Genomic DNA, 13,284 nt, shown 5'->3' on the forward strand with positions numbered 1-13,284 from the left:
ATGCTAACCCAGCGGTAATTATCTTAATTGCTGTAATAAGTAGGCAAACGCCATTGAATTAAGTTCCGCGGCTTGATTATTATCTGCAGCGCCGGCGTGGCCACCTTCAATATTTTCGTAGTACAAGACATCAATTCCCATGTCTTTCATCTTAGCAACCATCTTACGGGCGTGACCTGGGTGAACCCTATCATCACGGGTCGATGTGGTGAAAAAGACCTTTGGATAATGCACGTCTTTATGCAGATTATGGTACGGAGAATAAGTTTTAATGTAAGCCCATTCCTCAGGAATATCCGGATTACCGTATTCGCCCATCCAGCTGGCACCGGCGAGTAACTTATTGAATCTAAACATGTCAAGCAGAGGCACTTGACACACTACAGCGTTATACAGATCAGGCCTGCGGGTAAACGCCGCCCCCATTAACAGGCCACCGTTACTGCCACCTTGGATGCCTAAATGTTTGCTTGACGTGATTTTACGGGCAATCAAATCTTCCGCTATTGCCTCGAAATCCTCATAGGCTTTATGTCGATTTTGCTTTAACGCCGCTTGATGCCAAGCTGGGCCATATTCGCCACCGCCACGAATGTTAGATAACACATATACGCCGCCCTGCTCTAACCAGTTCTTACCAATGGTGGCCGAATAGGATGGACGCAGTGAGACTTCAAACCCACCATAGCCATAAAGTAGCGTAGGATTAGTGCCATCTAACTTAAGATCCTTAGCCATCACCACAAAGTACGGTACTTTAGTGCCATCTTTAGACGTCGCAAAGTATTGCTCAGTTTTAAACTTATCCGCAGCAAACTGTTGCGGCATACCTTTAATTTTCTTCGGATTTAAGGTTTTTGCATTAACCGTATAGAGGCTTGAAGGCTCAAGAAAACTAGTGTAATTCACGAAAAAATCATCACTGTCTTGCTCAACGTCCATTACCGTCAGGGCGCCATTCGCTTCGAATGGGACTTGGGTGCTTTGCCAAGCGCCCTTTTCGTCTTGCTCATACCGCACTAATTTGCTTTTCACGTTATCGAGCCAATTCACGAAAATCGCACTCTTACTAAAACTAAGCTGCGCTATCGATGCGGTCTGAGTCGGGCTCACAAATAAACTGAATTTGGCATTTTGGGCGATAAGATCCGCCACATCGGCATACACGACCGCACCTTGCTTAAAGTTACCGTCTTTATTGGTTAAATCGCTCTTTAACTCAATAAATAACTTACCTTTAAAATAACCTTTAATCTCAGCATCTTGAGGTAATGGTAACCCTATGAGTTTGCCATCTTGATAGACATATTGGCTGGCGGTATAAAAAGTATGTGCCTCGGTGACTAAACTCAGCGGCGTTTTATCATCGAATAAAACCCAGCCTGATACTGCGACTGAGGTTTTGTCACCAGTGAAAATCGGTTTCGCTTGCTCGAGTGCTGTACCACGTTGCCAGAGTTTCACTTCCCGTGGATAACCTGAGTCAGTCATGCTTTGACCATCACCAAAATCAGTACCGACAAAGGCGTGGTCTTTATCTATCCAGCTCAGACTTGATTTGGCTTCTTTCAAAAAGAATGGCTTATCTTTGGTGGCAACAAAGGATTTAGTATTTAAATTAAATTCTCGCACTTCCACCGCATCGGCACCGCCGCGGGAAAGTGAGACAAAACAGCGCTCATTTTCGGGATACTGACAGCTAATATCCTTAAATACCCAATTGACGGATTCAGCTTTACCTAGGGCATCGATATCAAGCACGGTTTCCCATTTGGGATCGGGTTTAGCATATTCTTCCATGGTAGTGCGGCGGTAAATACCGCGCACATGGGTGTCATCCTTCCAAAAGTTGTATAACTTGTCGCCAATGTGGGTCGCGTAGGGAATGCGTTCTTTATCGTTCAGGATGGCGAGACTGTTCGCCACTAAGGTATCAAAACCTTTAAACGCTTTAATTTCGGCGGCAGATGCAGCATTTTGGGTTTTCACCCATTCCATCGGCTTTGCGCCTTCAACATCTTCTAACCAAATGTATTTATCTTCTTCTGCGTGAAGTTGACCGCTCATACCGAGCACTCCTGCAATGCACAAAGGCAGTAATTTATTATTCATTCTATTCCTTTTAAACAAAGTCCATCTTGAGATCTGCCCTTACATTACCTTAATTAATATCCAGTTCAACTATTAATCCAACAAGAATGCAACAAAAGGTAAGGTACTGTAATAGCTGATGATTAATCTAGAATGAATCGCGTTTTTAAAGATGTCATGCTATAAAAAAGCGTCCACGAGGGACGCTTTTTAGTGGATGAAATAGGGTAAATTAAAACTCGTTATTCATACGAGACAACAAATTGAGCAGTACGATTCGTTCCTCACTGCTCATTTTAGCGGTGAGATCTGTGGTGAGTTGTAGATGTAATGCATCATGTTCGAGGAACAAAGTTTGGCCCTTTTCGGTTAACTCCACTAGAATCGAACGACGATCGGTTTCATGGGGACGACGTACAACCCACTCAGCTTCAACCATTTTGTCGATTTGAACCGTTAGTGTACCTGTTGTGACACCAATTTTATCCGCCAGTTCTTTCATCCTCATAGCGCCGTGCACGCCGAGTAACTCAATGGTGTGCACCTGCGATAGGCTAAAACCTTTGTCACGTACAATGGCGTGTTCCCAAGACGACAGCTTTTCGTAAAATTCAATAATCACATGATTTAATGCATGATCTGTTGAATGTGCGGCCGTTGAATGAGCAGTCGTTGAATTCAGGTTTGATGAATGATGATGTTCAACAGTCATTTAGGCTTCCTTAGCCATACACTCGCGCTGACGACAAGTATGGAGTTCAATAGTGATATGGGCCAATTCAGGAAATTGTGACAGTAACTGATTAAAATAACTGACATCTTTCGGTGAATGGGACACGATAGACACCATAATAGCATGGTGATCGGCACTCACTCGCCAAAGATGTAAATCGGCCACTTGATGATCCGGTACGGCCTCAAGAGTTTCCACGACCTTACGCTGCAATGACGCTTTAACACCACCGTCAAGTAAGATAGGGCTCGTTTGCTGAATGAGTCCCCATGACCAACGGCTAATAATCACAGCACCCACGATACCCATAACCGGATCGAGCCAAGTCAGTCCCATGTATTTACCAAACAACAAGGCCGCAATGGCGAGCACTGACGTTAACGCATCTGCTAATACGTGAAAATAGGCGGCGCGTAGGTTGTGATCATGACCACCGTGTGCCTTCTGACTCTCATGCTCATGCTCATGCTCATGCTCAGCAGCATGGTGCTCCTGTTTATGATGGCAATGGCTATGATTTTGATGACTTTCAACGTGTGAATGTGAGTCATCATGTGTATGTGAATCCACACCATGTGAATGAGCCGTATGGACGTGAACGTCATGGGAGTGTGCTTCGCAGCTGTGATGAGTATGCTCGTCTTCATGATCATCTTGATGTCCATGATCGTGACCATGAGCGTGCCCGTTATGATGCCCATGGTCGTGGGTATGGTGATCTTTGAGTAAAAATACACTCAGCACATTAACGCTCAAACCTATGACAGCCACAAATATAGCTTCGTTAAAATGGATTTGCTCAGGATTAATCAGTCGCATTCCCGATTCAATCAACATCACCAGTGCCACAAGTCCTAGCGCTATTGCGCTGGTATAACCGCCAAGCACACTCACTTTGCCAGTACCGAAAGCAAATGCAGGATCGTTAGCGTGTTTACGGGCATACGAATAGGCGAATAACGTGATCATAAAGGCCGCGGCATGGGTTCCCATGTGCCAACCGTCGGCGAGCAGTGCCATAGAACCGTAAATGGTTCCGGCAGCAATTTCAGCCACCATAGTGATCACGGTTAAATACAGTACATAGCGAGTGTTCTTCTCGCCATCGCGGTTCTGACTCGAAAACTCATGGGCGTGCTGCCACTGGGCGAGTGAGTGCCCTTGGCTGCTTCCCGTAGTAGCTTGATGCCCTGTCGCTTGCTCGGCTGTCATTGATTTCATTGTATGGCCCCTGTTCCATTTCTATCGCTATTAATGGTGAAAAACTCGTCGCTTGAATTATAGTTTGAAAATCAAAATATATGAAGATCAAATTAACTATTTATCAAGATATACTGTTTTCAAACTTTTAAACGTGTATTTGAATCCCCATAATGCATCTGCCCTCCTGCCATCAGTCGAGACACTGATATGTGAATTAAGATAGGCAGCTAGACTAGGCAAAGGATATCAGGCAAGGTTTAATGGATTAGCGCTTGATTTATGAGTAAAAACAGCTCACATAGCTGAGTTAGATTGGCTTTATTATAGCCTTATGCAGTTATAGACAGACACAGCTGTGGCTTTTCAGTGCAAGTTGAAATCCAAGTTTTAAGGTTTTTATCTAGGCTATTTCGTATATTTTTCGCATGATATGAGTCATAAAACAGCCACAGCAAAGAATTGAAATAGCTGCGAACTTAACAAAATAAGTCATTGGAAAGTGTAATCAACCCTTATTATTCAGATTGATAAAGATTATTTGAATAAAAAATCGATTTTTTATTGAATAATTTAACCCTTTTTTACCTCTGCTGCGTTTATAGGGAGCAGAACACAGACAAATTTATCGACATCAATTCAGTTCGATTAGGAGAAATAAAATGAAATTGAAGACCTTATTTAGCGTTAGCGCTGTTCCCCTTGCATTTGCACTATTGTCATTCAATGCCGTGGCGGTGAGCCCACCACATCCAACAGGGTTAAATGCGCCTATGATCAGTATTCAACGTTTCGATCCAAAAGATTACAGCGCGCAGGAAGCCACTAAGATGTTCCCTGCTCCGGCAGCAGGTATGGTGCAGCACATTTTGAGTTTACCTAAATTAGAAAACGAAGATGACTACATGGTCGAAATCCAAATTGGTCAGACTCAAATGGTTGATTGCAATAAGCATGGATTAAGCGGGGAATTGAAGGAACTGACAGTGCAAGGTTGGGGTTATAACTACTATCAAGTGGATGAAATCGCTGAAGGCCCGAGCACTATGATGGCCTGTTTCGAATTGGCGAAGAAAGAAGCTTTTGTACGTATTCCGGGTGAACTAAAAATGCGCTACGACAGTCGCTTGCCTAAGGTGTTTTATCTACCAGAAGGCGCTGAACTGCGTTTCAGAACTTGGAAAGTAGATTCAACCTATCAATATTCCAAGTAAATAGCCGAATTTAACTCTTGCATCATCAATCAAATGCGCTTCGAGTCTTTGCTGATTAATAAAAGCAAAGACTCGAAGCGCATTAACTAGAATCGTTTAATTCTAACGACTTGCATAATTTCTATTTCAAAACCTGCCACAGTTTCTGTCTCTGGGTAATAGATGACATTGATCTTTTGCCCTTGCAGATTACGATACTTTTTGACCCGTCTAAATTTAAACGGCACGTCACAATCTTCAATCATAACAGTATGCTGTATCCACTCCGCCTTTTCCCTTTGCATATGCGAAACCACAGTCACACCTTCAGAGTGAACCAAATGTTCATGGGTGGCTAACATCTTTTTTACGGCCTTATTCATGTTCAACTCTTTTATCATCTAGTTGCGACAACAGTGACTCAACTTTCTGTTTAATTTCAGCATATCTCAATTTTTCACAGCGGCCGAAACCACTCAACTTACGCACTTGAAAACGACTCACCAAAGGAACTGACATACCAGCGAGGCAACGACAATAGGTATCGATTGACAATGCACCAATGCCTTTAGCCGTTAAATGATGTTTCAACTCACGCAAATCAGCCAATATCTGCTGTTCTGTCGGCCAAGTAGGTTCCGTCGAATAACTCAACTTAGCGAAATGACCGCGGCAGACACTGCAATGACCGCAGACAGCCGGCGTCTCATTATCATCAAAATAACGGGATAAATTGTGGCTTAAGCACGTCTCAAGTTCAAAAAAGCGGACTAACTGCGCTATTCGCGCAATTTCTTTCTGCTCTTTATCAATAAAATAATGGTACAGCTCATCGATGAGTTCCGGACGCGCTAATGCGGCAACATCCACCCGATACACATCGGTAATTCGTTTGGTTTCTAATTCAATCAACTGATGTTCAGCTAAATATTCCAGCGCGGCCAACACGCGACTGCGTTCATGGCCCGTCGCACTGTACAAGGCATCAAAATCTAACGCGCCCCATATTTTCTTCATCTGCGTATGATTAAAAATTTGCGTCAAAAACGCCTGCCGTTCGGAATTAAAGCGGCTCAGAATGGCGTGTTTATCCACTAAAAATTTGTAATTAACATCGGCGTAGTAAGCAAATAACGGCTTAACCACACCTAGAATTTCTAGCTGCACAAGTAACGTTTTTAACGGCAACTGGCGAATATTACTCGCCGTCGACACGCCATTAAGCTGACATTCCCACTGAGCAGAATCTTGTTCAAGTCGAATTGCTTCAATGACTTGCGCTATACCTTCTCGCTCAGGCGTATCGCCATACACAAAATTTTCAACGGTATTGAGTCCGTCAAGATTGGCTAAAGTCACACAATGGGATAACGCACCATCACGCCCTGCTCTGCCGATTTCTTGACTGTAGTTTTCAATGGATTTAGGCAAATCATAGTGGATCACAAAACGGATATTGCTCTTATCTATTCCCATACCAAAGGCGATGGTAGCAACCACCACTTGCAGCTTATCCTGCATAAAATCATTTTGAATTTGTTGACGTTTTTCATCTTCAAATCCAGCATGATAGGCACTGGCGACTATGCCTTGTTGGCTCAAGAGTCGTGCGACTGTTTCGGCGGTTTGCTGTAACGTCACATACACAATACCAGCACCTGAGAATGATGTTATCTGGTTAACCAGTAAGGCATTTTTCTCTTGCGTCGACACGGGCAGAACAGTCAAATCTAAATTGGGTCGATAAAATCCCGTTTGTACTATGTGTTCGGGCGCGATATCGAAGCGCTTGGCCATATCCAGTTTCACTTTACGTGTCGCGGTGGCCGTCAGTAACAGTACCAGCGGGATCTCAAGCTCGCGCCGATAATCGGGTAATTTAAGATAATCAGGCCGAAAATTGTGGCCCCATTCTGAAATACAATGCGCCTCATCGACGACCAACATAGACAGCGGAACCGATTGAATAAACTGCCTAAAGCGTTCATTTTTGAAACGTTCCACCGACACCATTAAAATTTTCAGTTTGCCAGAGCGCGCATCTGTCATCACTTGCTGACTCTGCTCGGCGCTTAAGGTTGAATCTATGCTGGCCGCATGAATTCCCTTAGACTGTAAAAATTCCAGTTGATCTTTCATCAAGGCGAGTAAAGGCGAAATCACTAAACTCAAATGGGGTAACTGCAATGCTGTAAATTGATAGCAAAGGGATTTACCAGAACCCGTCGGAAAAATCGCTAAACTCGACTTCCCAGCTAACAGTTGTGTTATCGTTTGCGCTTGACCAGGGCGAAATTCAGAAAACCCGAAATCCTGCTGCAATAAACTAACGTATGGATTGGTTTCCGGAATGGGATTGAACATCAACCGTCCTTTACACTTATCCTTACCACCCACAAAATTCGGGCATACCGCAAGAAAAAGATTCAGCATTAAGTGAGTCGACTAGTCTAGCAAATTTTGACGTACTTTACGGAGTTAATTAGCAACAACTGAGTTTTCAAGCCAACTTAACTGCTCATCAGGAGCGTAATTATAGGTTCGAATTTGGTTACAAAACAATGATTAATATAGGATTAATTTACTTTTTTAGTCAGAAATTAAATATGAAAATAAAACCGATTTGTAAAAATACAAATCCGATATCTCCTATAAAAAAACAAGAAGTCAGATGAATCTCAGCAAAAAATACATCTCCGATAAATAGAGCATTTAAGGTTTTCTAGCAAGATATAGGTTGATCAGCGACGTCAGTTTGTCCTGAAATCTTTCTTCAAAACCATCAATGTCACGCCCTATAGAAACTAAATATTTAGTTGCCTGCTCACGCGAAAGCAACTTATTTGCAAGACTATATTGCATCTCTTCTAAGGTTTTATCATATCTTGGGATCAACACCCAAGTGCCGACATCGACGTCAAAATGTTGCATCGCTTTCTGGGCTAAAGCACAAAAAGCCTCAATATGATCTACGCCATCAGGTCCGAGACAGCCAGGTTCAATTCGGCATAAAACCGCAATTTTCCTATCGTTTGCAATACTTAAACTCATCTCTAATGCCTCGCGTTATCTAGTCGTAAACATAAGATCTTAACAGTAATTTTACGTGTCTGCACAGATAAGTCACGGCTAACTTACCCTTATTAGATAATCCATTTTAGGCAATAGAACAACTTTAAAATCATATTCTTCAAAACATAGATCCGCGGTTATTTTGTTCTATTCATCAACAATGTCGTCTACAACATCCTCATCAGTATGTTGTAAAACATTAAGCGAAATATTTTCATTATGCTCTGACAATAGGGTATCAATGGCTTGGTCAAAACTGTCTAACTTTTGAGTTTCCATATAACGTTTTAACCTCAAAATAATATCCCTGCTCAGCTCAATATGAGACTTTTTTTGCCGTTTTTTTATTTGAGATAATTCTTTGCGAACCATACGCCAGCCAAAATCAGTAAAATACTGATTGAGCATTTTGTTTACATTAATAAGCTCGTTGTCGATCCGCTGTGCCTTTTTGCGTAATCGGACCAATTCATTTAGTTGTGTTACCAACTTAGTATAGGAAACCGTTTGTAACTCAGCGTCACAAAACCAATCCGGTTTAGATGCCACAGCTTCAGGATTGATAAGGCGATAAATTAAGGGTAAGGCAAAAATTAATTCTGCTTCCTCAAGCAATAATAATTTTCTCCCTGCTGTTGGTTTGTCTTGTTGATATATCCAGGCTTGCGGTTCCATAAATACGTTTCTTTAGCTAAGCATGCGTCTAATGCAGATGAATTATGCTAGTACAAATCGATAAGTATTAATATATGGTTCAACCATTTTTTGTGTGTGATATCGATTCCTTGTGCTTCCCTTTTACTTTAGGAAGAATAACTCAACTCGTATCAGGTCAAATACCTAATAAGCTCTTGTACTTATTAGCTTAAATTTCAGCCAATAGATAAGCCTAGTTTAGGGGCATTCCATTCCACAAAAATCAATAAAATGGTTAAACCATTCTTTAAAATTGTGATTATTTGGCTAACCAAGTTCGAAACCAACGCATATATGAAGTACGTATTTCATACTATTTTTGCTTTCAATTCTATATCTGCATAATTAATCGCCATTGTTCAAACGGCTTTATCTTGGCTATTTTTTAAACTAAAAAAACCAACTAAATGCTATTTAATGCGCCCTATTCCGATAACAGAAGTTTATTTGAACAAATAAGCACTCTACCAGTGATAATGACGATTATCACTGGTAGATGTAGGCGTGATTTGCGTATAATTACGCCTTCTTAATTCGATATCAGGTGACTTCAACGGCATGTCTAAAATGATCCGGACAAATAGTAACGCTCAAAATAACACCAATGTAACGAATGAAAGAGTGACAGGATCAGAACATCACAATAATAACCATGCTGAACAGCCACGTTTTTTTGAAGAGACTTTCCTGCCACAATCTGTTCGAAGTGATTATTTAAGTGCTGCCGAAGAAACTGAATATGAAATTTCAGCCAACACCCGCCGTGTTTATAATACGAGCTTTAGTCTATTTAGCCGTTATTGTGCCGAACACCAACTACAGGCCCTTCCCGCAGATCCCCGTAGCGTGATTTCATTTATTGGTCATCAGAAAGAATTGATCCAAGAGAGTACTGGAGTACAACTTTCTAAACAGACATTAATGACTCGACTCGCGGCGATACGCTACCACCATATTCAAGCGGGATTCCACTCACCTACCGAGCACCCACTGGTGATCAGAGTGATGCGCGGTTTAAGCAGAAATCAATCTCGCCATGTGAGTGATTATGATCAACAACCGATTATGTATGATGAAGTGGAAATGCTCATTCAAGCTATCGATGAACAAGTGCAGCCATTAACCCGAGCAAGAGACAAAGCCATTATTCAGTTAGGATTACAAGGTGGGTTTCGCCGTTCTGAACTTGCAGATATAAAAGTTCAATATGTCAGTTTTTTACGCAATAAGCTAAAAGTGCGCCTACCTTATTCGAAGAGTAATCAGCAAGGTCAACGGGAATGGAAAGACCTGCCGGATCATGAACCTTTTGCAGCACTCAACGCGGTAAAAAATTGGTTATCACTCGCCAATATAGAGGATGGACATTTATTTAGATCGCTTTCCCGTGATGGGAAATATTTACGCCCTTATCAAATAGTAGAACATCACTCTGAAGCTAATTCAAGTTTACATAAAAATAGTGGTTTTCTCACGGGAGACGATATTTATCGCATCATTAAAAAATATTGTACAAAAGCGGGCCTACCTGCAAAGTTTTATGGTGCCCACAGTTTGCGTAGTGGTTGTGTCACTCAACTCCATGAAAATGATAAAGATCATTTATACATTATGGCCAGAACTGGCCATACAGATCCGCGCTCACTTCGCCATTATTTAAAACCAAGAGACTAAAACCCAAAAGACTAAACTAGATCATGACTCGGTAAGAATCAGTTAGTCTTTTAATTAAAATAAAATTGCAATTTTAACGTTAAAAATATCTCTATCATGTTTATGAATAAAAATGATATTCAGTAATTTATATTTAAATTATTTCTAAGTTTTATATTTAAAAATAATTAAAGCAATAATTTCACATTATATTTTTTATCTTGGATACAAGATTTTACATTATAGCAGAATAAAAATCCTAATTGAGATACTTCGGCCTCAGCAGCTTAGACCATAGCAAACTGCTGGTTAACATTTTCATAGCATAGCGGGTTTATTGCTCACTGCAGTATTATTGTAATATAAAATCATCTTTATTGTCATATTGATACTTTAGCCTTAGTCACGAAATTTAATCCATCGTACTAGCCGGAGTAATATATGAGTAAGGCCACCTTTGATCCTACACTTTATAATAAAAGTAATAACGAGCCATTTAACCAAGTGTTGGATAAACATTTATCTCGCCGTAACTTCGTCAAAAGTGGTTTAGGCCTCAGTGCTATGACAGCTTTTGCCAGTGTAGGCTTAACTGCTTGCGGATCAGATGACGCCCCTGTTACAAAACCTGTTGATCCAGTGACACCTTTGCCACCGACAAAAAGTACCGCCAAGCTAAACTTTACGTCAGTTGCGGGTTCTCGTTTAGATGCCGTCGTTGTGCCAGAAGGCTATACAGCGCAGGTACTTGCACCATGGGGCACGCCATTAAATGCAAAAGCAGCACCATGGAAAAGTGATGGTAGTAACACTGCCGATGACCAAGCGAACTCAGTCGGTATGCACCATGATGGCATGCATTTCTTTCCATTAAATGATTCGGGTAATGACGGTTTACTTTGCATTAACCATGAATATATTGATGAAGTTGCATTACATCCTGCAGGACAAACTTTTGATCCTACTTCAGGTTTGCGCACGATTATCGATGAGGTCCGTAAAGAAATCAACGCCCATGGCGTATCGGTTGTACGTATAAAACTGATTAATAATCAATGGGAAGTCGTGAGTAATGATAGCCATAACCGCCGATTTACCGGTGCAACTGTGATGGATATTAGCGGTCCTCTCGCTTACTCTTCTCTACTCGAAACCCGCTATTCTCCCGACGGTAGTCAGGCTCGCGGTACATTAAATAACTGCGGCAATGGTTACACGCCTTGGGGCACTTATTTAACCTGTGAAGAAAACTGGCCAGGCTACTTCGCTAACCGTGGTACGTTAACTGCCGAGCAAAATCGCATTGGGATCAGCAAAACCAGCACACGTTATGGCTGGGATGATCTTGCAGGTCATGATGAAGAACGTCTCGATGAATTCGCGCGTTTTGATGTCACGCCAAAAGGTGCAAGTGCTCAAGATGACTATCGTAATGAAGCGAATGGTCACGGTTATATTGTTGAAATTGACCCTTTCAATCCAACATCGCGCGCAGTAAAACGTACCGCGCTTGGTCGTTTCCGCCATGAAGGCAGTACCTTTGGCAAATTAACTGAAGGTAAGCCGGTAGTGTTCTATTCTGGCCACGATTCACAATTCGAATATCTCTATAAATTTGTCTCGGCCGCGGCATGGGATGCAAAAGATGCTGACAGCAGCAATCGCATACAAACTGGCGATAAGTATATGAATGAAGGTACTTTATATGCAGCTAAGTTTAATGCAAATGGTGGTGGTGTTTGGTTGCCTTTAACCTTAGATAGCCAGACTACGGACGGAAAAACCCTAGGCAATACTTTCGCTAGCTTAGCCGAGATTATTTTGAACACAGCAGGCGCAGCGGATCTTGTTGGTGCAACACCTATGGATCGCCCTGAATGGTGTGCTGTCGATCCTTTCACAGGTTCAATTTATTTGACCTTGACCAACAACTCAAAACGAACTGAAACCAATCCAGCGAACCCAAGATTGAAAAACCACTTTGGCCATATTATTCGTTGGGATGAAAGTGAAAAAGATACTGAATTTACATGGGATATCTTCGTATTCGGATCACCAAGTGATGGTAACGCAGAGACAAACTTATCAGGCTTAACGGATCTTAACCAATTTGCCAGCCCAGACGGTTTAGCCTTCGATCAACGCGGTATTTTGTGGGTTCAAACCGACAATGGAGCCAAGGAGGTCGCAGAAGAAACCAACGATCAGATGCTAGCGATAGTGCCTTCAACACTTGTTGATGGCCAAGAGAAACAGCTCGGCGTAACGGCTGATAACCAAATGGAATTAAAGCGTTTCTTCGTTGGACCAAACGACTGTGAGGTTACGGGTTTTGCTATTAGCCCTGATTACACATCTGTTTTTGCTAACATTCAGCATCCCGGTAATTGGCCTTATTCGTCCAATGCCGCTGAAAAAACGCCTGCGGGCACGACATTACGCCCTCGCGCCGCTACGGTCGTTATCCGTAAGTTAGATGGTAAAGAAGTCGCGGTATAAACAATTATGCTTGTGCGAGGTATCTTCTTAATATGAAGTTCCTATAAGTTAATTGCTACACATAACAAATCCCCTCACTGTAGGGGATTTGTTTTTTAAGAAGATAGTTAACTAGCCTTTTTCAAAATTGATTAAATCCAACATCGA

At 41.8% G+C, this 13,284-nt stretch carries 10 protein-coding genes; 3 read left to right on the top strand and 7 right to left on the bottom strand.

Translation table 11 applies throughout. The features are described 5' to 3' along the window. Positions 1-18: 18 nt before the first annotated feature. From L5M71_RS10560 to dmeF, 3 genes are all read right to left on the bottom strand, one after another. Positions 19-2,112 (bottom strand): prolyl oligopeptidase family serine peptidase, encoded by a 2,094-nt coding sequence (locus L5M71_RS10560; RefSeq protein ID WP_263206680.1) that lies wholly within the window; start codon positions 2,110-2,112, stop codon positions 19-21. Positions 2,113-2,323: 211 nt separating this feature from the next. Then, complete coding sequence (locus L5M71_RS10565; protein WP_028759894.1) at positions 2,324-2,803, bottom strand: MarR family winged helix-turn-helix transcriptional regulator; 480 nt, start codon at positions 2,801-2,803, stop codon at positions 2,324-2,326. Then, complete coding sequence (gene dmeF, locus L5M71_RS10570) at positions 2,804-4,045, bottom strand: CDF family Co(II)/Ni(II) efflux transporter DmeF (protein ID WP_263206682.1); 1,242 nt, start codon at positions 4,043-4,045, stop codon at positions 2,804-2,806. Positions 4,046-4,686: 641 nt separating this feature from the next. Here dmeF and eco point away from each other — a divergent pair. Next, entirely contained in the window at positions 4,687-5,238 is a 552-nt protein-coding gene (gene eco / locus L5M71_RS10575; RefSeq protein WP_263206684.1) for a serine protease inhibitor ecotin, read from the top strand. An 86-nt stretch (positions 5,239-5,324) separates the two neighbouring features. Here eco and L5M71_RS10580 read toward each other — a convergent pair whose 3' ends face one another. The 4 genes from L5M71_RS10580 to L5M71_RS10595 form a co-directional block, all read right to left on the bottom strand. After that, complete coding sequence (locus L5M71_RS10580) at positions 5,325-5,600, bottom strand: hypothetical protein (protein ID WP_028759892.1); 276 nt, start codon at positions 5,598-5,600, stop codon at positions 5,325-5,327. Continuing rightward, a complete protein-coding gene (locus tag L5M71_RS10585) occupies positions 5,593-7,581 on the bottom strand; it encodes an ATP-dependent DNA helicase RecQ (protein ID WP_263206686.1) in 1,989 nt (662 codons plus the stop codon). The genes L5M71_RS10580 and L5M71_RS10585 overlap by 8 nt, the downstream gene beginning before the upstream one ends. A 348-nt stretch (positions 7,582-7,929) precedes the next feature. After that, on the bottom strand, positions 7,930-8,268 hold the full coding sequence (locus L5M71_RS10590; RefSeq protein WP_105252539.1) for a hypothetical protein: 339 nt from the start codon (positions 8,266-8,268) through the stop codon (positions 7,930-7,932). A 168-nt stretch (positions 8,269-8,436) separates the two neighbouring features. Further along, entirely contained in the window at positions 8,437-8,964 is a 528-nt protein-coding gene (locus L5M71_RS10595) for a hypothetical protein (protein WP_263197428.1), read from the bottom strand. A gap of 579 nt (positions 8,965-9,543) precedes the next feature. Here L5M71_RS10595 and L5M71_RS10600 point away from each other — a divergent pair. Then, positions 9,544-10,659 (top strand): tyrosine-type recombinase/integrase, encoded by a 1,116-nt coding sequence (locus L5M71_RS10600; protein WP_263206687.1) that lies wholly within the window; start codon positions 9,544-9,546, stop codon positions 10,657-10,659. A gap of 420 nt (positions 10,660-11,079) precedes the next feature. Continuing rightward, the gene (locus tag L5M71_RS10605; protein WP_263206688.1) at positions 11,080-13,137 is read left to right on the top strand and encodes a PhoX family protein; all 2,058 of its coding nucleotides are present in this window, start codon (positions 11,080-11,082) and stop codon (positions 13,135-13,137) included. Positions 13,138-13,284 lie beyond the last annotated feature (147 nt).

It is taken from the genome of Shewanella sp. SW1, from assembly GCF_025653545.1.
Lineage (GTDB): Bacteria > Pseudomonadota > Gammaproteobacteria > Enterobacterales > Shewanellaceae > Shewanella > Shewanella oncorhynchi.

Coding starts and splice junctions, on each gene's coding strand:
- L5M71_RS10560 (WP_263206680.1), bottom strand. CDS start 2,112: ATGAATAATAAATTACTGCCTTTGTGCATTGCAGGAGTGCTCGGTATG.
- L5M71_RS10565 (WP_028759894.1), bottom strand. CDS start 2,803: ATGACTGTTGAACATCATCATTCATCAAACCTGAATTCAACGACTGCT.
- dmeF (WP_263206682.1), bottom strand. CDS start 4,045: ATGAAATCAATGACAGCCGAGCAAGCGACAGGGCATCAAGCTACTACG.
- eco (WP_263206684.1), top strand. CDS start 4,687: ATGAAATTGAAGACCTTATTTAGCGTTAGCGCTGTTCCCCTTGCATTT.
- L5M71_RS10580 (WP_028759892.1), bottom strand. CDS start 5,600: ATGAATAAGGCCGTAAAAAAGATGTTAGCCACCCATGAACATTTGGTT.
- L5M71_RS10585 (WP_263206686.1), bottom strand. CDS start 7,581: ATGTTCAATCCCATTCCGGAAACCAATCCATACGTTAGTTTATTGCAG.
- L5M71_RS10590 (WP_105252539.1), bottom strand. CDS start 8,268: ATGAGTTTAAGTATTGCAAACGATAGGAAAATTGCGGTTTTATGCCGA.
- L5M71_RS10595 (WP_263197428.1), bottom strand. CDS start 8,964: ATGGAACCGCAAGCCTGGATATATCAACAAGACAAACCAACAGCAGGG.
- L5M71_RS10600 (WP_263206687.1), top strand. CDS start 9,544: ATGTCTAAAATGATCCGGACAAATAGTAACGCTCAAAATAACACCAAT.
- L5M71_RS10605 (WP_263206688.1), top strand. CDS start 11,080: ATGAGTAAGGCCACCTTTGATCCTACACTTTATAATAAAAGTAATAAC.